This window comes from Pseudarcicella hirudinis (genome assembly GCF_900115665.1).
Classification (GTDB): Bacteria; Bacteroidota; Bacteroidia; order Cytophagales; family Spirosomataceae; genus Pseudarcicella; species Pseudarcicella hirudinis.
On record NZ_FOXH01000005.1, the window covers coordinates 357832 to 380631 of the forward strand.

The following is a 22800-nucleotide window of genomic DNA, read 5'->3' on the forward strand; positions in this document are numbered from 1 at the left end:
ATGAAACTAATCAGCCTGTTTGCTGGAATTGACGGCTTTGGATATGCAGCCGAGGAGATAGGTTGGGAGGTGGCTGCATATTGTGAAATAAATCAGTTTTGTCAATATATTTTAAAAGATAAATATACTAATGCAGAATCGCACAAAGACATCAAAAACACAGATTTCTCTGTTTACAGAGGAAGAGTTGATATCCTTACAGGCGGATTTCCTTGTCAGCCCTACAGCCTTGCAGGGCAGCGAAAAGGAACAGAGGATGAACGCCATCTGTGGCCAGAAATGCTTAGAGCAATACGAGAATCTCAACCGACGTGGGTCGTGGGCGAAAACGTTCCCGGCATTATTAATTGGAATGGAGGGTTGGTCTTCGAGCAGGTGCAGGTTGACTTGGAAGCTGAAGGGTACGAAGTACTCCCGTTTATACTTCCAGCTGCGGGCGTCGGCGCACCGCACAAACGGGATCGAGTCTGGTTTATTGCTTACTCCTACAAGTGTGCAAACTGTCGAAAGTCCAGAAAAAATGCGTCAGCGTGCCGAGAAAAACGGTTACAAAAATGGAACAAAATTCGGAAGTCTCGCAAGTCAAATAGTTTTTGGAGGTTTATTGCCTACTCCGAAAGCTTCGGAAGGAGAAAGAGGAACAGAGAGGAAGTTAAGTATAGAGCATGGGAAACTGGTAAACCGATCGCCAAAAGGCGTGAAATACGGAATAGGAATAAGACAATTGGCGGAGCAGGGATTTCTTCCTACTCCCGTTTCTTCAGACGCAACGGTGGGTTCAGTTATCGGAAAAGACGATACTTTCAAAGAAACATCAACCGGTATGCCAAGAAAAATAAATCGAAATGGGGCGTCCGGAAGTGTTGGATTAGCAAGATTGGTCAAGTTGCTTCCGACGCCCGCATCATCGAATTACAAAGGAGCAAGTTCGATGGAAGTGTTAAAGGCAAGAGGTCGATTAAAACCAGTAGCGGACAATTTAGTAGATCAATTTGCAGTGCCTGGGAAATCTTCCCAACTCAACCCCCGGTTTGTGATGGAGATGATGGGTTTTCCACCGAACTATTGCGACAGCGCATTCGAGAAGATTGCATGGGAAATTTATCAGAAAAAGAAATCGACAAAATCATTTCAAAAGCGCTTACAGAATGGAGACAAGAAACAATAAAAGCCGGTGGAAACGCAGTAGTGCCACAGGTTGTGTTACAAATTTTTAAGGCTATTGAAAAATATCAGTTATTATATGTTTAGCTACTACGGATCAAAATCGAAAATAATTGACCTATATCCTGCTCCTAAACATGATACAATAATTGAGCCTTTTGCGGGGTCGGCAAGATATTCGTTAAAGTATTTTGATCGAGATATTTATCTATATGATAAATATGATGTTATAGTGCGAATGTGGAAGTTTTTGCAAAAATGTAGCCCAAATGACATTTTATCGCTTCCTGATTTTAAACAGGGAGATTTGGTAAGGGATTTTAATTTTGATTGTATTGAAATGGAGTGGCTTGTTGGATTTATGGTAGGCAAAGGGAGGCCTATTCCTTCTAATAAGGTTTCTAAATGGGGTGCGATGCGTTACAGAACAGACAAGATAAGGATTGCCAAAAATTTGCACAAAATAAAACACTGGCATATTGAGCATAAACAATATACTGAAATTGAAAATATAGATGCTGTATGGTTTATAGATCCTCCTTATGAAACAAAAGGTTTTTTGTATAAACACAACAAAATAGATTATAATCATTTAGCATCTTTTTGTAAAAGTAGAAAAGGTCAGGTTATAGTCTGCGAAGCACAAGACGCTACATGGCTTCCATTTAAAAGTTTACCGACCAACCAAAGAACATCAAAAGGTGTATCGAATGAGGCTATTTGGAGTAATGAACAGTTGAATTTAGGGCATCAATGTGTGTTGTTCTAATAAAAATATCAAACTAATTATGAAAAAACCAATCAACTTTTTCCTTGAAAGTATAGACAAGGAGATAATGATAAAGAAAGAGGATAACGCATTTGTTCCTATCCTTATCAAAGACTTGTGTCATGCCAGGGAGTTGCATCAGAGCCAGAAGGCTGAGAAGCCTGTTATATTCCTCAGCTGTGAGGAGTTTGAGGAAATTAAAGAAAGGTTGAAATGCGATTTAAGAAAGATAAAACCATAAAGCTATGTATATAATCATCTGGAAAAATAGACATATTAATTACTTTGTTGAGGAAGATTCAAGAGGTTTTATCGAGGAATATCAAACTTACGAAGAGGCCAAAGCGTACGCAGAGGGGGTAATAAATGAGTCTGGTAGTAATTATCCAGATTTTTCATCATATCAGATTTACGAGGAAGCTAATTCTTCAAAAATGGAATAAAAGCACAAAGATAAATCACTTGAAAACTTTGGTTCTGTAATCCTTGCAATCCGTTGAAAATTGCAGGAAAAGCAGTAATGATTGTATTTATTACACGAACACAAACCGTATGTGGCATACAACAATAAGACCAATAGTCGCTGTGTAAACGCTACCCTGATACCTTTTCTGTCAGAACCAAATTAAATTAAAAAATGGACGAAAAGTACAAAGATAAAGCGCTTCTAAAAAGCTTCATGAAAGAGTTTTTCCCGTTCTCAGAAATGAGAAAGGCGGGATTGTTCACGAAAGAAATGAAGGGAAACTACGAGGCTCAGGCAGATAAAATCTGCACTTTTTTAGGATATGAAACTGTCTATGAATATGGCTCAAATGAAGTCAGTTGCCATATTACGTACACTGAAGGAAAGAGACCGGACAACGAAGGATTTGTTACTGTTTTGCCTAACATTTATGAATAAGTCAGAAGCAAGTATATGATAACATCATCAAGTATAAAATGGAGGTTAAAAGAAAATTGGTCATGGGTTGATCATTATCATTCTATTTACAGAGATGATGACCTTATGATTCAATGCGAAAAAATTACTGACCGGGATGATGATGGAAGTCCGAAAGGAAAACCAAATACATCATTTTTTATAGACAATGATGAAAGGGAATTTCTGACAGAAGAGGCACTTATTGATGCTTATAATGAGAAGTTTAAATTCGAAGGCGAAAACCCGGAGTATGAAATAAAATATATTAAGGTAATTCAAAAAAGGAAAACGCAAGACTGAACAGGGTAATTTATAAACTAACAAATCGAAAGCAAAATGAAAAAGTATAAAGTACGAGTAGTCAAGGATCTTGAAATGGAGTTTGAGTTCGATGAACAATATTGGACAGCCGAAAAATTGGCAGAATGTGCGGACGAAAATGGCTTCTCAGGAGACATATTTAAGTGTATGGCGGAACATGTAGCGATTAGCGTATTTGAACGCATATCTGAAGAAATGGAGATTGGTGTATCTGTTAAATCGGAGGACAAAGGAGAAATGAAAGCTGATGGTGCATTATTTAAAATTACCGCCTTGTCTTATGAGTCTGAAACAAGGGAATGCTAAAAAGATAACAACAAATCAAAATAGCTATGCAACCAAACAAAATATTCAAACCGATCCTTTTCTCAACCCCTATGGTTCAGGCGATCATAAATGACAGGAAAACAATGACCCGGAGAATTGTTAAAAGCAATCATGAAAGTGGTATTGTTCAGGTTAGTCGATCGAAACAAACCGGGCAAGTCACCGGAATAACATCATTAGACTGGGATGAAAGACCAGTAAATGATTGTACAAACGACATTAAAGCAAAATACAAGGTTGGTGATGTATTATGGGTTCGTGAAACATGGTGTCACGACCACGGAGATGGCATTGGGGGAGACTGCATTTATTATAAAGCAGATAACATACCTATTTGGGAAGGTCACTGGAAACCATCAATATTCATGCCTAAATCAGCATGCAGGTTATTTTTAGAAGTTACCAATATTGACATAGAACGCCTTCAGATCATTTCAGAAAATGACGCTAAGGCGGAAGGTGTTGAGACAAAACCATACGGTAGTTATCCATTTTTTTGCACTATTGATTACATAGGTACAGAAATATATAAGAAAAGTAAGCATGTTGAAAACAGGGGTTTCAAGCCCGGATTTTGCGCAGATACAGGAAGTCAATACAGGGATTCGTTTCAAACCCTATGGAGCGTGACTTATGGCCCTGATTCTTGGTCGCAAAATCCTTTTGTCTGGGTAATTACCTTTAAAAAAATCGAACGCCCGGAAGGGTTTAAATAATAAGCTATACAACTATGTCAGAGCAAGAGTCAACAAGTAATATACACTATGTAAAAACTCACATTGAGTATTATCAACTGTGTATGAAAGGAGTTAAAAACTTTGAATTACGGAAAAATGACCGAAATTATAAGGCAGGAGATATTTTCATTTCGCAAGAATACGACCCAGCAACAGAACAATTTACTGGAAGGCGAATTATGTGTGAAATAGATTATGTCCTACAGGGTTATCCCGGATTAGAACAAGGGTACTGCATAATTCAGTTAGGAAGAATGATTTTTGACTGGCCGGCTAATTCTATTAATATTAAATGATACCAACAAAATGAAAAACAAAAACTTAACATGGGGTCAACTCCTTGAAATCATAAAACATGATAATTTCCAAAAAAATAATAAGGATAACCAGATTTTTATTTTGATAGGCGATAACGAGAAAGATCAGAATGGATTGCGGTTAGGTATTCTCAGTGAAGATCATGTACGCTATAAAGGTGATTTGATGGCATTTAGCATTTTTGCAAAAAATCCAGATTGTATGGATGAATTTGATGCAGTATACCGAAAAGGTTCTGCAGTTCTAATGATAGGTTGAGCCAATGAATAGGCAGAAATAAACTCAAAATAACATATTTATGGAAAACTCAAAACAAGAGCTTATCGAATATATCAACAAAGTAGGGGATATGTCTTTGTCAGTAGAGATGACAAGAATGCCTGGAATACAAATTGAAATACTAAAAATAGCGTTGCCTGAGATCTACAAGGGCCTCAAAGACGGATTTGTTAGCCTGACAGGTGAAAACCCTTGGGATAATAACCAATAAAAATAAAATGGAAAACTTCGATATTAATAAAGCCTTTGATGGGTATGCAAAGTTATCGTATCCTATTGTACTTACTAAAGACCAGGACACCCAATTACGACAAGCTTTTTTTGCAGGCATATCTTTACTGATTCAATCAATTGAAAACCAAGATTGCGGGATAGAAGATTTTTTTGGATTTTCAGAAAATATTCATTCTCAATGCCTACAATACTGGCAGCAAGTCGCTAAATCGAATAAAAGTGAATAATAAAAAACACCTCAAAGCAAAGGCAATGAGGTGTTACAGCAAAAACCCAAAAACAAAACCAATTTAAAATACTTTCAAGGCTTTAAAAAAGGCCATCAATGCTATTGTTCTCCAAGCCCAATTTTCAGCTTTGGGCTTGTTTATTTTTATCCCTAAAATTCTAAAATTCCCAATTTCCTGTTCTTTCTCAAGATAATTTACCCGAACTTTTAACCAGGCATTTTCTCTTGAGTTCCTTTCAATATGAGACATTAAAGAGTCATTTTGTATAGTAAGAGCTTTTATTACTTTTTCAGAGTTTTCAAGCCTCCCTTCCAATAACAATTTAGTCTCATATAATATTCTTGCATTTTCAGCCCCCAGCCGGGTGAGAAAGAACACTGGTTCACTTTTTCTTTGCAATGTGTCGATAGTTGAATAAGCTATCAAGTTGTTGCTGTAGCTCAAAATCAGAAGCACGACGAATGTCATCAACTTTAATGTCATATTTTTTCCTAAGCCTTTCATTGTCATTTATTATAGTCTCAATAACAATTCTGAGATCGTCATTCTGTTTCCTGATTCTGCTCAACTGTAAAGTCTGTTCCAAGTTAGATTCAACCTGCTTCTGTAGTTCGACAGCACGGCTTTGTTGCTCTTTTTTTCTGTTATTCGATACAGAATACCACAATGCCGAACTTAATAAAACCAAAAACAAGATAACAAATACCGGAACCTGTACCTTAGCTGATAACTTCAACAAAATATTAGATACAATACTTTTTAACCAGAGCAAATCCATTAATTACCTCCTTTCGCATAAAGAGGATCCTTATTTCTTGCCCTGAGAACTAATTGTTCTTTTTCAGTATTAATCTTTTCCTCCAGTATTTTAATTTGCGCTAAATCAGACTCAATACCGTTCTTTATTTGCTCCGCTTTTGCGTTCAAGGACTTCATATCCTTTACTAATGAAATTGCCTTCTGCGTCTCCTCCAAAACCTGGTCGTTGGCTTTCGATAATTCGTACACGTTGTCCGACAACCTCTTGGCTTCCATTTGCTTCTCTAAAAGAGCTGAAGAGTCTGAAGTATAGCTTGAATTGACTGCTGTCCAGCTGTCTGCCTGTTTCGCTGCTGTCGGATAAGACTGAGTAACCGTTGTATCCGGATAAAAGGCTGACTGAGATGCCTGATTTACCTCTGAGCAACTCATCACGCTCAAACTTAGAACGAGTGCTATTGTTGCCAAAATAAGAGCTTTTAGTTTTTTCATGTTTGCATGTTAAGTTTAATTGTAAGATGTAATAGTTTAGCCTGTTAGCCCAACCACCTTTGCATACTTTATAGGTGTGGGGTATATATCTTTTACAATGGATAAAGAGCCATTCTCCCCTCGATTTCATAAGCTTTTTAGAGAGTTCACACTCATTTGCTTGATTAATCTTTCTGATAGTTTCTGGTCCAATCTTTCCATCAATCTTTGCGCCTACCATTTTCTGAAGCTTTTTGATACTTAGTCCACCATTAACCAAGTAATCATACACTATAGCAGCGACCAATTGAGAGTAAATCTGGTCACATTTCAGATAATCCCAATAATGTTGCTTATACAGTTGCTTTACTTCATATATAGTCAAAATCCGGAGGTCATTTTTTGTGATCTTTCCGTCTCCGTCGTTATCACAATTTGTTACATAATACTTTTTACCACCGGAGCAGATTTCACGAAATTTTTTAAGAGTGAAACCATATTTTGTGCCACCTCCATCATTGTCATAACTAAATGCGGTAAATGCAATGCCTTCATGTTTTATTGTTTCTGAAAAAGCAATATCGAAACTAGCTCCCTCACAAAATCCAAAACTCATCAATACTGCCAAACAGGCAACAATAAAATTCTTCATAAAAAATACTTGTATGCAGGGGTCTATTAGCCAAACCCCTGCTTTGTTAGGTATATCTATTAACTTGCGCCAGGACTATGATGCATCAACAAGCTTGAATGCGTATATCCCAGTTGTATCTTTCATAATATCCCCTGAAACAGCACTAAAATACCCCAACGGACGAGTATAAACGCCACAAGCGATTGAAGGCACAATAATTGACTTTGGCATATCCTGAGCATCAACAGATTCGGTTGCACGGACATCCATGTTCATGCTGAACATTGATGGAGTATTTTGCAACAATGGATTTTCCTCGTTGTACTGGGCAATTTTCATCACCATAGTTCCATACGCTGTATTAGCGTGTCTTGGAACATCAATAAGGCTTCCATGATAGTTAAACTCTTTGAGCGCAACTGCTCCTCCTTCGATACAAAGGCAAACGTCTGTGCCTGCTACAGTGTCAATGTCCTCATCGTAATAAAAATCAAACTCAGTATTTGCATATACTGCGTCAATTTTCAAACCTTCAGCATTGATTGCATAGATTTTTTCTTCTGCTAAAAGTGCCGCTAATTTAGGGCCACCAATCACTAAAGGACGTCCTGAAAACTTGTTGGAAAGCTTTGTAGTCCTGATAAAGCTGTAAACGCCTTTCGTAGGATTGCCGTTGATGTCACGAGCAACAACCTGAACAATTGGAGCTGCTGCGGTAGGTGTTACAACAGTTGGATATGCTGCATTCTTACCAATAGCGGCAACCAATTTTGTTAGCGAAGCGATGTTTACCGGGTGATATAGCGTTTCGCCAATCTCCTGATAAAGATCAAGTCCTAACAATCCGGTAATTTTTGAAAACTCATTCAGTCCGTTCTGATCCAGTTTGCCAGCAAGAAGAGATTCTGCATAGCTTACTGTATTTGGCTCGACAAGTTTAGAGTTGATTGTTTTTTTCAAAGCAGTCTCTTTGTACATGTCAAACTTGACATCTACAGAAGCTCCTGATCTCTCTACTTGTCCATCAGTACGGGTTGCACGTTCATTATAAGCAGTACCTGAATTTCTTGGACGGTATTGCAATGTCACAACCGGAATAGGAATATCCCTTCCCGCAACTGTTTTCCAGCCTAAAGCTTTCGTTTCAGCAGCGTTAATAGGATCTAACGCTTGTAAGACCTGCTGATTTGACAGCGATCTTAATGCTAAGATTGTTCCGATGTTCCGGAAGCGTGGTGTATTATTTGATGTATGTTGAATCGCTGCCATCATCACCCTTGCAGCGCCAAAATTAACCTGATTTGCTGGCATATCCCCTCTTGTTTAAAATTCCTTAATTCCCCTCATGCCAATTGGCAATTCTTTATTTTCCAAATGCGGCTAAACCGGCATTTGCATTACTGATGATATCTATCTTTTCTCCAGTACCGCCAGGGATTTTAATAATTCCTGTTCCCGGAGGATTTGGAGATTTTGCAGCCCAATCATAAGTTTCAATAGTTGAAGCAACAATTCCGTCAATTGTAATCGGTTTGCCATCATCTCCTATAACTTCAAGTTCGGTGTTATCTGCATTTACAATTTTACCAGTCTCAAAATCAATCTGAGCTTTTACCTTTTTCTTGCCTATACCAGACGAAAGTAAAGCTTCTACGTCTGAGACAAAATTCTTTGAAAAATGCCTGTCAGCTTTTTCTTTGTTTAGCTTTTCGTTTGATTTCGCAATTGATATAATATCAGTATGCGTTGCTTTACGAAGAGCATCTAAGCGTTCATTTTTAAGCTTTTCAGCCTGATCTTTCGGAACTAAATCGCCAGATTCAATCTTGGCGTTAATCATTTCCTCAACCTTGCCCTCAAGCTTATCGGCCAACTCTTGTCCGGAAGAACCTTTTTCAGATAAAGCCTTTAAAACATAGTTATAGCGCTTGTTAGTGTCTTTGCCAAACTTTGCCAATTCGGTCTTTTGATCTGAATTTAGTTTTGATTCATATTTTTTCAGTTCTGAATCAATCCCATTAAGTACCTCGGCCTTAGCCTTACCAGAAACCTTTTTAATGATTTCTGCATTATTTTCTGCCTCAGTTTCGGTTAACAATGAATCGAGCAATCCATTTGCGTCTTCATCATCTATATCAACCTCTTTGATAGCGTCAATTGTTTTTTGAAATTTGGAAATATCTTTCCCGGCTTTTTGAAGCATTGCTTCCAGTAATTCTGAACCTTTCATAGTATTTGCCCAATTATGGACCCGTTTTAATAAAATATTATAAAAATTCTAAAGTTTCCACCAGCTCGCTTTTTTCATTTAATACAGCAATACCTTCCAGTGAAGCATTTACATGAATCGGATAACCCTTGCTGTCTTTATCCAAGGAATCCCAATATGATTTTGGGAGAACCTTTTTTACTGATTCTTTAACCACCTCAAAGCCTCCGTTTTTTTTGTTTACAACGGTGGATTCATGGTCAAATTCTATAACAACAAGGTCAGAATGTAACAGGTCATCATATCTTTTAGCTACAATCTCCTTTTCTGGCTCTTTAGCTTTTAAATCATTTGCCTGTTTTTCAGCTTGTGCAATTGCATCCAAGCGTTGCTTTTCAAAGTCAGCCTTTTGTTTTTCAAATTCTTGCTTTTCCTTCTCAAGAGACTCTTTTTCTTTTTCAAGTTTCAGTTTCTCTTCAGACTGAATTTGATATGAGGATACTGAATCCCGACCAAATGCTAATTCTGATGTTTGGTTTTCAACATTGGTTCCTTCCTGATCCAATGTTACTTGATTTTTATTTGCCATATTAATTGATGCCTTTTTGGTTATTATTTTTTATGTCAACACTTGGGCGCAATACTAATGAAACAACCTCCTTGTCTTTATCTATCACACTGAAAAGTGAGTCATTTATTGATTCTAAAATAGCCTTTTGAGTTTTGGTGTCTTTATTCCAAAATTCACTGTCTGATATTAATGCCTCTTGCAAGCAAGCATCAAAGTTTTTGCTGAAGTACAGCTTTCTGAGCTGTTGTGTAAATTGCTCTGTAGATCTGTTACCTGTTACAAATAAATTAGCTATTTCAAAAGATTTAGCTTCGTTAGTTAAGTTCCTGTAAGGGTCAATCTTCATTCGCAGTTCATATCTTCTGTAAAAATCAGATTCTTTTCCTGCCGCTTGTTCGATATATTTCAAGGTCTTACTATCAACAATACCACTATCGAAGTTATTGCTTATAGCTTGTGCCAATTCTTCCCGGGTAATCTCTTCTGTACTTAGGTCAAATCGCTTTGGGCATGACACTTGTGGCAACTGCTCGCCAGATTTGCCAGAAAAGCCATATCTGATACTATCTATACAGGTAAATACAGTATCAAAAATCTCCTCTTTAATAAATCTTGAAACATTTGTAAGAAGCTGAGAAAGCTCACCTCTGTCATACTTTTTTGAAACTCCTGACTGAACAAGTGGAGATTCATTTAAATGCTCCATACCAAGAGCTTTATAAGCATCTCGTATTTCATATTCAAATTCTTCTCTAAATGCCTTTAATGGCTCAATAGAACCTTCAATATACCCTCCTGGTGGAGTTGGCATAGCAGCAGGCTTTTTGTCGTCGTCAAATCCAGAAGGATCAGGCGGAGTGACGAGCATAATCTCTAATGAATCAACAAAAGCTGTGTATCCGGATCCGCCACACTTAGGGCAATTTTCTTGAGCATACATCAGAAAATTGTTATCAGCATCCAATAACTCCTTTTGCACCTTTCCATTTTCACAGCTACACTTCTTTTGGGTGTATTGCCATTCCCTAAGGGCGGTATGATGGAGTGCCGATATTTCTTTGTCATTTGCCCGCTGCATAGCAGTTTGCAAGTGAGGGATTGCATCGGCTATGATAGTGTCATATAAATTGTACTTACCAAACTCCTGAGATTCCTTAACAATCATCCCTACGTTAAATACAGGGAATTCAGGGGAATAATGTTCAGGAAATTTAAAATAAGCAACAGTATTTTCTTCAGTTTGCAAAGTCTCAATTCCAAGTAAATAGAATTGAGAACTCAAAGTTCCACCTTCTCTGATCTCAGATATCTGGGTGGCTATTGAATAGCTATCATGGTCGAAAAAATACAGAATAATACCATCCTTTTTGATCTTTCCATTTGAATCTATGTATGTCGATTTTTCAAGGCTTTTCAAAACAGCAAATCTGCCTTGTGCAAACATTATTACATTTTCACATGGGATAAATAACCCCCTTACATCTCTGAATTTGTTTGGGTTATCTGTTTCAACTGGCAATATCACTCCGACTGCATTAGGGTCTTGCAGAAATAGCGGAAGCCATTCATTCCAAACCCAATTTGAGACAGACTTGTGCATTCCAAATTCTTTCTCACAGTAATATTCTAATGTGTCTTTTTCGTCTACCTTTTTTGTATCCGGAAAATGGATATAAAAATCTTCAGCATTTCTGATGCTGTTGAATTGATTCCGAACTTTTGTACGGAATGGCAGTACTAAGTTTTTGAAAATATCCTGTCTGTAGGCTTTGTACTCCTTTTTTTCTTTTGGTCTGTTTTTGTCAAGAAAACCAGGGTATATATCTGCAAAAGTCTCTGAAATATTAGATTTAACCTTTTTTGATTGTTCGTAGTATGGATGCAAAAGTTCTTTGGGAAACTCCTTTTTTGAAGCACCCAGCAAATATGGTTTTATTTGTGTTTCAAAATCTAACATCTACGCCTCAATCGGTTTAAAAGATGAGTGAACTGTATTCACTCATCTCGATACTCACTTCTTAAATTTTTGAATAACCACGTTAGTGCAAACACACTATTTTACGTCAACCTGAATAAGTTGACTGCCAGTAACACCGGTTGTGTTTTGGCAAATGACTTGATATCTGTAACTGCCAACTGCCATAGTTGCCGGAAGTGTTAGAGTTTTGGTCACACTGTCAAATGTACCAGCTCCTGCCTCAATTGCCTCACCATTTTCATTAAAGATGAACCACTCCAAGCATGAGTTGGCCGGATTGGTAGCAAATGCTAAAGTAGCAGCCCCAGCAACTGTTTTTGTAAACTTTTTGTAAGTCCCGTTGGCGCAAGCATCCGCTGTAAGTCCTGTTCCTCCGATAGTTGGATTTGCGAAAAGGAATTTAACATCCAATCCAGTAAGGGTATTATTTGCAATGCCAAAGAATGGAGAAATAAAGCCTTGTGAACGGTACATAACCGAAAACTTGCCTTTGATAGACTGGTCAACATTTCCCTTTGGAGCTCCAACTCCGGAATAAACAATACCGTGTTCATCAGCAAATAGACATTCTACAGAATTGTTTGTAAACATGAAGATGTCAAAAGCTTTATTGTTTAAAAGCTGGTTGTAAAACTCTTCATTTCCGTAGAAATAGTTTGCTGTAAATGCTACAGTCTTGGTAATCCATCCTGTTAATTGAGGTCCGGCATTAAGGCCAAAGGATTCAGCTTCCGGCTTGTTGTCACCTTCGTTTTCAGTTCCTTTGATGGCTTCTTTTCCAAAAAAGTATGCTTTGCCTGCAAGCGCTAAGGTTTTGATTGTAGATACAAGATTTGATTCAGTGACAACTACAGTATCAATAGTTGCCCCTATTTTAAGACCCACTGAAGGGTCTATAAATGCCAGGGCGATATATGCCCCTAGTGTTTTTTGTGCTGCTGTTGGAAAATTGCGCAATTTCGCATTTTCACCAAAGCTGTTTTCTAAAAAATAACCAAATTGTGCCATCTCCTCTTTCTGTCTCTATGGTTTTAAAAAATGAAATTTAAACTATACGCCCCTAACAAAGATCCAGAAACCTTTACACTCAAAACGCCATCTTTCACAATCCCGGCACCCGAATCTTTGTTATTCACCCTCACAATAACTTTCTTGCCCTCTAAGCCCTCACAAACTAAATGAATTAATCCAGAACCCTTGTCAATGCCTGACAACCTCACCGTTCCAGCCTCTTCAAGCATGACCAGTGGTTCTGGAATAACTGCGGGCTTATCAAACTCCTCTTTCGTGTCCACTCCCAGGATAAGCCCAATTTTTGTATCTTTTGCCATTTTGATGCCCTTTTATATCATATTCCAAAATTGATATATTAGAATGTGATAAAATTATGAAAAAATATTCTAATAAAAAATTGCTGTCATAGAAACTGTGTCAGTTGGATTAGATTTTACCCTCCAACGTATCGTAACATTTGAAAATGGAACACCAAAAAAATTTCTACCCCATGTCACACCATTGTTACTTGCGCCATCAAACCACTCTGTAGCGCCTTCACTATAGCCGTCCATTTTCATCTGCGGTTGTGAAAAACAATTGCAAAGAAGGCTAAGTATATTTCCTTGACTTGTGCCTGTTGTGAGGCCATATGACTGATTCCAGATAGCTGAACCAGGTGGAGTAACAACCACCTGAACAGTAATATCAAAGATGTTTTCTTTGAATCTTGTCATATCTGCTGAGTCATAAACAATAACACTTACAGTCTGATCCGCTGTATAGTTTTTTGTGGTAGCTGAGCCGGTAGCGTCACTATCAAATTTTATTAAAGGTGAGCCTTTAACGCCTTGTATATTTTTGATTTGGACAATAACCAAGTTAGCCTGCTCAAGAACGAAGGTATCAAAAGAAATTGGCTGACTTCCTAATGAAATGAATGCTTCGCTGTCTGGGGTATTCCCTAAACAATGTGAAGGGTCATAAACATCGGGCAACTCTTGTCCTCCGGATGCCAAATAGTCTTCATAACTTTCCGTTGAGCCATCGGGCAACTGAACCGTCTTAGGTGTTTTAAAGCCAGTTTTTACAATAAGACTTTCAACAACTGTTACCGGACCACCCGTTCTTGCCCCATACTCACCAACATAAGCAATTATAACATCTCCTGAATGCAATTCAGCTACAGTAATATTTGAAATGCCGGAAGTTGTTGTTCCGGATCCAATAAGAGTCAGTCCTCTATAAATCTTAATTGATGTACCATTAACGTCTGCACACTGAACTTTAACAGTTGTGCTTAGGTTCTCGAAGCCGTCAATTATGTATGCTAAAATAGCCATTATGCATTTGATTTAAAGTATGTCCAGTCTGTTGCAATACCCTTTCCTATCTGCTTTGCAGATGAGACTTCAAACGAGCCTACAGCTGAAGCATGAAGAGAAATCTGAGATCCATAAACAATAGTTCCAGAGCTTAGCCCGGTTAATCCCTGCATTTGTGAATATCTCATAATACCTTGAATAAGCACCCTTCCTTTTTTACCAGGCAAAATATTATCCAACGATATTCCCAAAAATGCGCTATTGGAATCAGTTGAAATAGTATTTCTTATTGTGAATGCTGACCCATTATAGCAAACTGCTGAAAATCTTGGAATATAAGTAGTTCCATTATTGATTAATTGTAACTCTTTTTCAATTTGAACTGGATAATAATCCAATGCTGGATTATATTCATCTGCAATAGCCGAAGAACCCAAAACAGTATTTATTTCTGCTATTACTGCCGAATTTGTCATTGCAGTATAATCCTTGTTAAACGTTACCGTTAGCGTTGCTCCTCCATCCACATTTATTGTGAGTGTTTTATTAATAGATGAGCAATCACCTAAACGCCTTCCCAATGTATTATTAACCGTAATATTATTTGATAATCCAACCAATATGCCACTTATATCCCAATACCCTATTATACAACCCTTTAATCCACCACCACCATCTTTTGTAAGATAGTTTGTTCCTAAAATTTGATTTAGAGCTGTACCTCCAACCACAATTTTAGAAACAGAACCCGTACTATTACTTGTAATACGCAATGCTCTCCCTCGTGTATTGTCTTGATATCCAATGACAGAACACTCAGAAAAGGTTGTTCTATATTCAGCATGATTAGCAACCTGATTTATTGGGGATTGTGAAATCCATGGTGAATCATCGTGCTGAATAAAGCCAGGGCTAAATTGCAACCCGCTTACTAATACTACATCCGCTTGTCCAGATCCAAGCGATTGCGTAACTAATGTTCTTCCAAAGTCGCTTCTTGACAATCGGTTATTTGAAACAATATTGATGTTTGGCTTTGTGAAATCAGCATTATTATGAACATACCATGCTTCTATTGGAGAAACAAGGTTGCAATTATCCGTTTTAGTAGTAAGTCCACTGGCTGCACCAAATCCAATTGGTCTTGTTGATGACCATGGCGCACCCGGTGCAATGCTATTTGCAACTCGGTAGTCAATTACCCCTTGGTTGCTATAATGTTCTACATGACAATTAAATATTACATGGTTTTCTCCAGCATTGTTTCCACTGTCTTCTTGATGAATTGCATATCTCCCGTTTTTAATTGTAATGGTTAGGTTTCTCAATTCACCCGTTTTCTTTAACCAAACAGTTGATGTTCCAGATATTTGTGCATCGGTAGCACTATCTGGTAATTCACCTTTTAGCCAACATGCTGATCGATTAGTCCCTATGATATAACAATAAGGTTTTACAGTCCACTCAACCTCAGTATAAGTTCCCGGATAAACGATTATTTCATATCTCTTAGTTATAGATGAATCTGTAATTGCATCCATGGCAAGTTTAGGACTCAAATAATCACCTGTTCCGTCAGGCTTTACAGTTTTTGTAACAGTTACGGAGGCAATTGCACCAACTTGAGATGTAACAACTGCTAAGTCTGTAGAAATCTTTCCTACTATTTTGCTAAAAACATATTCATTCAATGTCGGAAATCCAATTGGTGCTGACATTGTATAAAATAAATCTTGCAACTCAACATATTGATCTGCAGAAGCAACCCCTGCGGCAGTAGGCAATTGAATAAATGGTGTTAATTGGGTATCTCCGGCTTGAACGGTGTAAGTAACACTAACCAAGCAAACATTTGGAGAAAGTACAGTAATTGTTTTGTTTGTGCCTTGTCCTGTTACTGTTGAACCAGACCTAACTACATTTAATCCACTTGAAACAGAACGGATAGTTGTTAGGTTTGTAGAAGTTGCAATTTTATAAATTATAACAATTGAATTACCAACCATATCTGCAATATTAATAAAAGCTGTAGTTGGTAATACATAAGAAACATATGCAGTATTCCCGGATTGACCTGTTGGAACGGTCAATCTTGCCCCACTCAATAATGCACCATTGAGTGCCTGTCCTGAATATCCTGTAGGTGTCGCAGTAAAGTATAACAGTTTATCTGCTATGGCTAAATCTTTGCTTGCAACTAAGGTATTTATCTGAGATAATAAATCTGTGGGCGGATTTACCGTTACAATCTTAGTTGAACTTAGACACCAAAATGCTTTCCATTCAAATACAACATCGGCGCCTGAAATAGCTACTTGATTCGAAACCTGAAGGTAAACATCAAGTTCGGTAACACCTGATTCTATAGTATAATCAAGCGATAGACGAACAGTTCTTGCATCAAGCCTCATCGTAACTTTATTTACACCTTTATTGTAGTCATAAACAGAACCAGATTTCTTATGAAGGTTAAAGGCAATAAGTCCATTTGAGGCATTATCGGAATATTCATTTATGATAATAGCAAAGCTTATTGTACTGCCTACAGACCAGTCTGTTCTGCTTGTTAACAACATATTCTTTTGCAAAGCAGTAGTATAACCTGTACTACCTACTGGAATAGTTATTTTGTCTCCCGAAATTACACCTCCGTTTGCGGTCGTAGGAACCGATGTTACTGTTAAAGAATCATAAACTTTACCGGCAATTTTCAATGCAGCAATATCAGCTGAATTTGTTGTTATTAGAGAAGTATGAGAGTTGAACTTATCCGTATGTGAATTTATTTCAACTTCTAAATCTTTGTCAATAGCCGAAATACTTACCCATGTAAATACCCAATCTGTGCCTGAAGCTGTTCCGCCTCCTGATTTTATTTGAACAAAAGGAGATAGTACAGTATCAATGCTTGTTACAGTATAATCCAATGAATATCTGACTTTTGTTGCATTAATTCTGACACTTGAGATATTCGTACCAACATTATTCACACTACCCCCCGTAGTAGTCTTATTCATGTTGAATGAAATTGAAGGAGTAGCAAGTCCGGATACTGATTCTGTAATAATCACAGAAAAAGTTAGTCTATGTCCAGTTTTATATTGTGGATACGAAGTAAGGGTAAGATCCTTTTTTAAATAAGTGCCAATACCAGTTTGACCGACCGGAACAGTTAAAGTATTTGTCGTAGCATTATATACCCCGCCATTCGAATTTTGCCCAGTTGAAGTGGCTGTTATAGTATCCCAAATGTTATACTTTACATCCAAATTACTTGTGTCGAAAGGAATTCTGAACCAACCTGAGCCATTAGAAACAACCCAATCATTTACTAAGAATGATATCGAAGACCCTGTAATATTCTGTGTTCCTGCAACCGAAACAATATAATAACGTCCAGCTGATGGCCAACCGCTATTCCCTAATCCTGGATTATTTACATTTGCATCCCACGAACCAATAAACAGTGCGGAATTATTAAGAGCAGCTAATGAAGCGGCAGCATTAACTTCACTTGTATGTGCATTTGCTTCTGAAATACTGGCAGATGTTGCTTTTGTGGTAGCAGTTGTTGCAGCACCAGAGGCAACAACAGCCGATGCACTAGCCTCAGACGCCTTTGTTGTTGCAACATTTTTAGAGTTAAGAGCATCTAATCTACTTGCCTCCTGTTCAGAAAGCCACTGTGATTGAGTGCCGGAATACCCTTCCTGAACAGCTAATTGATATGTAGATAATCCCTGAATACCTTGAATACCTTGCGGGCCTTGTGCAACGGTCCAAGAAATATGAACTACAACATCCGGCGGAGATGTTGGTCTGATCCATACCCAATCCATTTGATTTGTTGACCACGATTTTTGTCCAAATGCGTCAGGAACAGCATTCCGCCAGAAAATATAATATCTTCCTGGTGCTACAGATGTGATAGTATCTGTATTGATTATTGGTACTTCAGAATCTGAAGGTAAAGTACTTCCATTTGTGTCTGGCTTAAGAATGAATTCAAGCGTTCCCGGCTCTATTGCATATCCTCCCCCCTGCTTAATCTTTATATTCGATGCCATGTGTTAGTCTGTATAACCAAATCCCTCAATTCCCCCAACGGTCGGTAGTATTTCTACCTTTTCACAGTTATATTCTATTGCAGAACCACCTAATTCATTTAACGATAACTGTTCAGTTGTTATAACCGTAATCACTGTACGAGTAGCGACAATCTGATATTCTTTACCGGAATAGAACCTTATAAAACCATTAATTAAGCTTTTACTTTTTGATCTAATCAGTAGAGTTCTCAGGAGCGAACCATCTTCATACACATCCAACTTCACATCGTCAGCTCCCGTATAGAACTCTAGCTTGTACTCATTTGCCGGAATAATCAATTCCTCAGAGAGTACTCTAACAAAATTATCCGTTTTAACCAATAGCCTGAACCCAAAAACATCACTTTGAAGCAGTATTTTTGAAAATCCATTTGATAATGAGCCAGTTAGCAAATACAACTTGCGATTGTTTTTTTCTGAATAGTATCTTTTTAGCATTCCATTTCCAGAAAAAAGGTCTATTCCCGAAACAGATTGATTAGTTGTCCAATCGCCTTCATGATAATATCTTTCACCCGAAATATTTAAAAATGAGTGTTTTAGCGCAAGAGACATTGCCCTGTGAAAACTGGAAGGCTTACCTGTTACTGATAAGCTTTGGTTTTCATTAATAGATGTTTCAGTTCTTTCAAAACCTCCGTTCAAAAGCACCGTTTTTGTTTCCTGAACAAACTGAGTAGGATAATTTAAAAACAAAGGAAGTCTTATAATTTGCGTAAGCCCATCTTCATAATATTCATATGAAAATACTTTTCCTGTGTCACTATATTCAACCATTAAACTTCCATTGGAATCAAATGTTGGTGAAACAAAATTGCCAACGGCTATAATTTGCTGAAAGTTTTTATTTCTTAGCGCAAGTTGAAATTGCTTTGATGGCAAATCTGGAAAATTGACTTCCGCTACTATATGTTGACTTTTTCTGTTTGTCGGTTGCTGTATTATTCTCACATCTGCAATATTTCCAGACCCCCATTTATTCCCTGGTAATGAATAGCAGGCTACCTGAGTTCCGGTAGGAACATCGAATGTGAAATAAGTGCTTGATTGTCCGAAATATGAAGCTATATCGCTGCTTTTATCTCCTGCCTGAGCGATATATGTTTTATCCTGCAAGGTGAAAATATTGCCTTCTGAGACATCATCTCCAATATAAATTCCATATCTATCCACATTGGTTGCAGCAATAGCAATCTTATTTGTCAAATAAACATTAGGTGCCGATGAATTGTTAAATTCCTGTGTTCCAAATGCAACACTTACAACCGGAACAACTCCGGCATTTACGGAATAATATCCAGATGTTGTATTAAAGTTAGATTCTATATTGGCTTGTGTATCTCCTGAAACAACAGTATAGCTTATTGGAGCTTTGGAGTCAGCAGTAACAGTTATTATATTTCCCGGCTCAAAATCACTTTGAACCGAGATTAAATATTTATCCTGACCTGATGAGTTTGAAATATAATTTGCAACCACTCTTGGTTTTATGCTATTGTCTTGAATAGTTTTACCATTTTCAAGCAATAAACTTACTGTTGCCCCCGCCGGAACCGTAAGCCTATCTGCTCCATTCAAAAGAGCCTTTTTAACACTTAACAAAGTGTCTCCGGTCTTAACGACATGCCTTTGCCCCTGAAGCGTGATTATATTTCCTTCAAATAATTGTTTTACTACCAGGTCATACTGATCTACTGCTGGTATAGTAAGCGATTGGATAAACCTTTTTTGAAACGATGGAAAGTTCTCGTTTTTTTCTGTAACTGAGCCTATGCCAACAGTTAACTGCTCGTCTATTAATGAGAATTGAGGGCTGTTAAATACTCTAACTGTAATGATTGCGCCTTCTACATAGCATGAAACCGGAGCAAAGCCATATGATTCATACAGCTTGACAATTCCATCAATATAAGCTTTCAGGTTGGTATTATCGTCCTTGAATGTACCAAGAACTATTTGCCCATTTGAACGTGTTAAGCCAAACTGTCTATGCGTAATACCATCAGGAAGGCTGTTTACGATAATTTTAAATTCGCAATAATCCTCGCAATATTGCCTGCGAACTTTGCCTACAACAAATTCAGTTTCATTTTTGTTGTTAAGAAGGACTATCTCAAGATTATCAACCGATTCGCCCATAAAGTCGGATTGCGGAATCAAAAACCGCCAAAAATCTTTTGATTTGACCGGAAGCGCAGCATATGACTGGTTAATCCTGTTAAAGTTATTAGCATTATCTGCCTTGCCAAACTTGACAAAACTCCAAAACTCATTTTTCATACCCCTCTATCTTTTGCACTATAGTTGTTATAAGATGCCTCTTACTTTTCTTGAATAATTATAATCGCTATCAATAAATTTGAAATTATCATTCAAAATATAACCGTGAATAATCAACTTATTATCCCCCCCCCATCTGTAAGACATTTCGGTCACTAAAACTCTTTGAAGGCTATCCCCTTCTACAAAGCTTATCACATCTTCGGTGTTAATATATGTTGAAGCATGTTCTGGTGCCTCAATTATCACCATTCTATTAGTGAAAGCCCCTTCTTTAAGCTGAATTAAATCGCTACCTGGTACAATATTAGTATTTCCCTCTTGGGTTGAAAATGACAATGATAAATTATTGGCAAGTACATATGACCATTTTTTTAGAATCTCATAAGGGCTTGCTAATTCGTTTAATCCATAAGGCCCTACAATAGCCGACTTGCTATCACTATCAATCAGGAATAACGTATTGTCATTCTTAGTATCAGTCTTAGCATTTGAGGTTTCTTGATTATACTGCATTCTTCTTGTAACCTCAATAAGTCGGCTTGAGGTGCTAATATTTTTCAAAACCAAATCACAAGACTGTTTTATCTTTTTTATGCCAGTTGTATAAGTTGCAATAGCGTTGACCTCTTCATTGCCGGATGGAGTATCAGACTTCCAATTACTGCACCCGGCTTTTATCTCGTTATAAAGCAAATCTGTGAAAGGCATTTTATTGATAAGGCTTTCATTGCTTATCTGCATCCCTATACTTGACAACATTTTACCGTATGGTTCAATAATCAATTTATTGCCATCTATTGCAGCTTTAAGGCATTCAAGTTTTTGAATATCTTCAAAAAGCTGGTCAAAGCTTGTGTTAATTACAGCGCTTTCTCCTCTTAAATTTAATCCTGATGTGAGTATCCAACCGGACTTTTGTAGATGTGATGAGCTTAGCTCTAATTTCCCCTGTGAAATTGTATTCACAATCTGACTAAAGGCATCATATACCGGTATGCAACGGCAATCGCTACCCTGAATCTGAACATCTTCTTCTATAGAAAGAAAGCTTGATGTTAAGTATTCAAATTTATAATAAGACCCCGATGTAGATGAATAGCTAACATTCAGCACTAACTGAATGTATCCCAATATAGGTACACTTACTGTTTCATCAATATTAAAAGACTTTGACATTACAGTATTGGTAACTATTGGTAAAGGTGCCAGAGTCCGTTCAATAATCTTTGTGTTTCCTTGGTCGAATACCCTTAATACAGGAGTAGCAACGACATTAGCAAAAGAATCAATTCGAATATTACAATCCAATTTTGCACCAACCCTGACAATCTTAGTTTCGCCTGCTGTATTAAGCCAGATTGGTTCTTGCTTGTAAGGATCTGTTATACTTAATCCAGTTCCTTTGCCAATTGAATCTTTTACCTTTACCTTTAGCGGGAACGTATGGCTAGCGTCTAAGAAAACCCCATTTTTGCTCAATTCTACAATTCTGCTAGCATCTTCAAATTGATGGCTTATGCCAGTAAATATTCTTTGAGAAGGAATAAATATGGAACTGGTCTGATTTAATGCAACATTAACAGTCCTTTGGCTGTCAAATTCAATCACTCCGTTTTTATCCCGAAAATTAGCAAAGAAATTTCTTCCGTCTTCTCTAAAATTGGAAAAGTCTATTTCGCTCGAAAATAAAGTATTACCCTCGTCATCCTCTACAGCAAAATCCAATTCAGCATCAATACCTTTAGAGTCATAGGCATTTTGCAAAATGTCTATAGCCTGCTGCTGATAAAACCCAACTTCGCCAATATCTTTGACATATGCCATTTCCTTCCGGATAAAACCAAAGAGTTTTTTGTCTCGTATTTTTTCCATAGTTAAATCAGCCATTCCGGATGGCTGAATAACTTCGTTATTTCCTAAGATAAACCTCATTTGACACCTTTAAAGTAATCTTGATATTTCTTCAATTGATCTGACATAGAACGAACTGCTCTTGAACCCAAACCAACAACACCGTCTTTTATATCAGCGCCTTGACCCTTAACCCTAAGCAGCTCGTTTTTTAAGGCAATTATGGTGTTCATGGTAGCTTCATATTCAGCAACATTTAATACGATAACTACCGGTGTTTGTTCTATTTTCTGATTTCGCCTTGCCATTTTTA

25 protein-coding genes are annotated in these 22800 nt (G+C 37.4%); 12 read left to right on the plus strand and 13 right to left on the minus strand.

From position 1 onward, the window contains the following. The 12 genes from BM179_RS25805 to BM179_RS11565 all read left to right on the plus strand — a co-directional run bounded on the left by BM179_RS25805 (window position 1) and on the right by BM179_RS11565 (window position 5301). Entirely contained in the window at window positions 1–1251 is a 1251-nt protein-coding gene (locus BM179_RS25805) for a DNA cytosine methyltransferase (protein ID WP_218159205.1), read from the plus strand. Next, the gene (locus tag BM179_RS11515) at window positions 1244–1933 is read left to right on the plus strand and encodes a DNA adenine methylase (protein ID WP_092016894.1); all 690 of its coding nucleotides are present in this window, start codon (window positions 1244–1246) and stop codon (window positions 1931–1933) included. Before BM179_RS25805 ends, BM179_RS11515 begins: the two co-directional genes overlap by 8 nt. Before the next feature lie 19 nt (window positions 1934–1952). Beyond that, the gene (locus BM179_RS11520; RefSeq protein ID WP_092016896.1) at window positions 1953–2174 is read left to right on the plus strand and encodes a hypothetical protein; all 222 of its coding nucleotides are present in this window, start codon (window positions 1953–1955) and stop codon (window positions 2172–2174) included. Between the two features lie 4 nt (window positions 2175–2178). Continuing rightward, window positions 2179–2376, plus strand: a complete 198-nt coding sequence (locus BM179_RS11525) for a hypothetical protein (RefSeq protein WP_092016898.1) — start codon at window positions 2179–2181, stop codon at window positions 2374–2376. A gap of 194 nt (window positions 2377–2570) precedes the next feature. Further along, window positions 2571–2837 carry a hypothetical protein gene (locus BM179_RS11530; RefSeq protein WP_092016900.1) on the plus strand — a complete coding sequence of 89 codons (267 nt, stop codon included), beginning with the start codon at window positions 2571–2573 and terminating at the stop codon, window positions 2835–2837. Window positions 2838–2852: 15 nt separating this feature from the next. After that, window positions 2853–3158, plus strand: coding sequence for a hypothetical protein (locus BM179_RS11535; RefSeq protein ID WP_092016902.1), 306 nt, complete (start codon window positions 2853–2855; stop codon window positions 3156–3158). A 36-nt stretch (window positions 3159–3194) separates the two neighbouring features. Further along, on the plus strand, window positions 3195–3485 hold the full coding sequence (locus BM179_RS11540; protein ID WP_092016904.1) for a hypothetical protein: 291 nt from the start codon (window positions 3195–3197) through the stop codon (window positions 3483–3485). A 26-nt stretch (window positions 3486–3511) separates the two neighbouring features. Next, window positions 3512–4222, plus strand: a complete 711-nt coding sequence (locus BM179_RS11545; protein ID WP_143095206.1) for a hypothetical protein — start codon at window positions 3512–3514, stop codon at window positions 4220–4222. A 14-nt stretch (window positions 4223–4236) separates the two neighbouring features. Further along, entirely contained in the window at window positions 4237–4539 is a 303-nt protein-coding gene (locus tag BM179_RS11550) for a DUF3850 domain-containing protein (RefSeq protein ID WP_092016908.1), read from the plus strand. Window positions 4540–4549: 10 nt separating this feature from the next. After that, window positions 4550–4819 carry a hypothetical protein gene (locus tag BM179_RS11555; protein WP_092016910.1) on the plus strand — a complete coding sequence of 90 codons (270 nt, stop codon included), beginning with the start codon at window positions 4550–4552 and terminating at the stop codon, window positions 4817–4819. Window positions 4820–4859: 40 nt separating this feature from the next. Then, window positions 4860–5051, plus strand: a complete 192-nt coding sequence (locus BM179_RS11560) for a hypothetical protein (RefSeq protein ID WP_092016912.1) — start codon at window positions 4860–4862, stop codon at window positions 5049–5051. A gap of 7 nt (window positions 5052–5058) precedes the next feature. After that, window positions 5059–5301, plus strand: coding sequence for a hypothetical protein (locus BM179_RS11565; RefSeq protein ID WP_092016914.1), 243 nt, complete (start codon window positions 5059–5061; stop codon window positions 5299–5301). 63 nt (window positions 5302–5364) lie between these two features. On the opposite strand, the gene BM179_RS11570 is transcribed toward BM179_RS11565, so the two are convergent. The 13 genes from BM179_RS11570 to BM179_RS11635 form a co-directional block, all read right to left on the minus strand. Then, entirely contained in the window at window positions 5365–5808 is a 444-nt protein-coding gene (locus tag BM179_RS11570; protein WP_143095207.1) for a hypothetical protein, read from the minus strand. 385 nt (window positions 5809–6193) lie between these two features. Further along, window positions 6194–7186 (minus strand): glycosyl hydrolase 108 family protein, encoded by a 993-nt coding sequence (locus tag BM179_RS11580; RefSeq protein ID WP_092016919.1) that lies wholly within the window; start codon window positions 7184–7186, stop codon window positions 6194–6196. Window positions 7187–7261: 75 nt separating this feature from the next. Further along, window positions 7262–8437, minus strand: a complete 1176-nt coding sequence (locus BM179_RS11585; protein WP_177219370.1) for a hypothetical protein — start codon at window positions 8435–8437, stop codon at window positions 7262–7264. A gap of 94 nt (window positions 8438–8531) precedes the next feature. After that, a complete protein-coding gene (locus tag BM179_RS11590) occupies window positions 8532–9371 on the minus strand; it encodes a hypothetical protein (protein ID WP_143095209.1) in 840 nt (279 codons plus the stop codon). Window positions 9372–9435: 64 nt separating this feature from the next. Then, complete coding sequence (locus BM179_RS11595) at window positions 9436–9966, minus strand: hypothetical protein (RefSeq protein WP_092016925.1); 531 nt, start codon at window positions 9964–9966, stop codon at window positions 9436–9438. 1 nt (window position 9967) lies between these two features. After that, a complete protein-coding gene (locus tag BM179_RS11600; RefSeq protein ID WP_092016926.1) occupies window positions 9968–11905 on the minus strand; it encodes a hypothetical protein in 1938 nt (645 codons plus the stop codon). A 96-nt stretch (window positions 11906–12001) separates the two neighbouring features. Further along, entirely contained in the window at window positions 12002–12934 is a 933-nt protein-coding gene (locus BM179_RS11605) for a hypothetical protein (protein ID WP_092016928.1), read from the minus strand. Between the two features lie 23 nt (window positions 12935–12957). Beyond that, window positions 12958–13257 (minus strand): hypothetical protein, encoded by a 300-nt coding sequence (locus tag BM179_RS11610; RefSeq protein ID WP_092016930.1) that lies wholly within the window; start codon window positions 13255–13257, stop codon window positions 12958–12960. A 69-nt stretch (window positions 13258–13326) separates the two neighbouring features. After that, window positions 13327–14262: a hypothetical protein gene (locus tag BM179_RS11615; RefSeq protein WP_092016932.1), complete on the minus strand. Its 936-nt coding sequence runs from the start codon at window positions 14260–14262 to the stop codon at window positions 13327–13329. Beyond that, the gene (locus tag BM179_RS11620) at window positions 14262–18311 is read right to left on the minus strand and encodes a hypothetical protein (RefSeq protein ID WP_092016934.1); all 4050 of its coding nucleotides are present in this window, start codon (window positions 18309–18311) and stop codon (window positions 14262–14264) included. Before BM179_RS11620 ends, BM179_RS11615 begins: the two co-directional genes overlap by 1 nt. A gap of 3 nt (window positions 18312–18314) precedes the next feature. Then, entirely contained in the window at window positions 18315–20633 is a 2319-nt protein-coding gene (locus BM179_RS11625) for a hypothetical protein (RefSeq protein WP_092016936.1), read from the minus strand. Between the two features lie 27 nt (window positions 20634–20660). Continuing rightward, on the minus strand, window positions 20661–22568 hold the full coding sequence (locus BM179_RS11630) for a hypothetical protein (RefSeq protein ID WP_092016937.1): 1908 nt from the start codon (window positions 22566–22568) through the stop codon (window positions 20661–20663). After that, window positions 22565–22795, minus strand: coding sequence for a hypothetical protein (locus BM179_RS11635; RefSeq protein WP_092016939.1), 231 nt, complete (start codon window positions 22793–22795; stop codon window positions 22565–22567). The genes BM179_RS11630 and BM179_RS11635 overlap by 4 nt, the downstream gene beginning before the upstream one ends. Window positions 22796–22800 lie beyond the last annotated feature (5 nt).

Coding starts and splice junctions, on each gene's coding strand:
- BM179_RS11570 (WP_143095207.1), bottom strand. CDS start 5,808: ATGAAAGGCTTAGGAAAAAATATGACATTAAAGTTGATGACATTCGTC.
- BM179_RS11590 (WP_143095209.1), bottom strand. CDS start 9,371: ATGCTTCAAAAAGCCGGGAAAGATATTTCCAAATTTCAAAAAACAATT.
- BM179_RS11595 (WP_092016925.1), bottom strand. CDS start 9,966: ATGGCAAATAAAAATCAAGTAACATTGGATCAGGAAGGAACCAATGTT.
- BM179_RS11520 (WP_092016896.1), top strand. CDS start 1,953: ATGAAAAAACCAATCAACTTTTTCCTTGAAAGTATAGACAAGGAGATA.
- BM179_RS11555 (WP_092016910.1), top strand. CDS start 4,550: ATGAAAAACAAAAACTTAACATGGGGTCAACTCCTTGAAATCATAAAA.
- BM179_RS11565 (WP_092016914.1), top strand. CDS start 5,059: ATGGAAAACTTCGATATTAATAAAGCCTTTGATGGGTATGCAAAGTTA.
- BM179_RS11605 (WP_092016928.1), bottom strand. CDS start 12,934: ATGGCACAATTTGGTTATTTTTTAGAAAACAGCTTTGGTGAAAATGCG.
- BM179_RS11630 (WP_092016937.1), bottom strand. CDS start 22,568: ATGAGGTTTATCTTAGGAAATAACGAAGTTATTCAGCCATCCGGAATG.
- BM179_RS11620 (WP_092016934.1), bottom strand. CDS start 18,311: ATGGCATCGAATATAAAGATTAAGCAGGGGGGAGGATATGCAATAGAG.
- BM179_RS11615 (WP_092016932.1), bottom strand. CDS start 14,262: ATGGCTATTTTAGCATACATAATTGACGGCTTCGAGAACCTAAGCACA.
- BM179_RS11540 (WP_092016904.1), top strand. CDS start 3,195: ATGAAAAAGTATAAAGTACGAGTAGTCAAGGATCTTGAAATGGAGTTT.
- BM179_RS11625 (WP_092016936.1), bottom strand. CDS start 20,633: ATGAAAAATGAGTTTTGGAGTTTTGTCAAGTTTGGCAAGGCAGATAAT.
- BM179_RS11600 (WP_092016926.1), bottom strand. CDS start 11,905: ATGTTAGATTTTGAAACACAAATAAAACCATATTTGCTGGGTGCTTCA.
- BM179_RS11545 (WP_143095206.1), top strand. CDS start 3,512: ATGCAACCAAACAAAATATTCAAACCGATCCTTTTCTCAACCCCTATG.
- BM179_RS11530 (WP_092016900.1), top strand. CDS start 2,571: ATGGACGAAAAGTACAAAGATAAAGCGCTTCTAAAAAGCTTCATGAAA.
- BM179_RS11535 (WP_092016902.1), top strand. CDS start 2,853: ATGATAACATCATCAAGTATAAAATGGAGGTTAAAAGAAAATTGGTCA.
- BM179_RS11580 (WP_092016919.1), bottom strand. CDS start 7,186: ATGAAGAATTTTATTGTTGCCTGTTTGGCAGTATTGATGAGTTTTGGA.
- BM179_RS11635 (WP_092016939.1), bottom strand. CDS start 22,795: ATGGCAAGGCGAAATCAGAAAATAGAACAAACACCGGTAGTTATCGTA.
- BM179_RS11610 (WP_092016930.1), bottom strand. CDS start 13,257: ATGGCAAAAGATACAAAAATTGGGCTTATCCTGGGAGTGGACACGAAA.
- BM179_RS11560 (WP_092016912.1), top strand. CDS start 4,860: ATGGAAAACTCAAAACAAGAGCTTATCGAATATATCAACAAAGTAGGG.
- BM179_RS11550 (WP_092016908.1), top strand. CDS start 4,237: ATGTCAGAGCAAGAGTCAACAAGTAATATACACTATGTAAAAACTCAC.
- BM179_RS11585 (WP_177219370.1), bottom strand. CDS start 8,437: ATGGCAGCGATTCAACATACATCAAATAATACACCACGCTTCCGGAAC.
- BM179_RS11515 (WP_092016894.1), top strand. CDS start 1,244: ATGTTTAGCTACTACGGATCAAAATCGAAAATAATTGACCTATATCCT.
- BM179_RS11525 (WP_092016898.1), top strand. CDS start 2,179: ATGTATATAATCATCTGGAAAAATAGACATATTAATTACTTTGTTGAG.
- BM179_RS25805 (WP_218159205.1), top strand. CDS start 1: ATGAAACTAATCAGCCTGTTTGCTGGAATTGACGGCTTTGGATATGCA.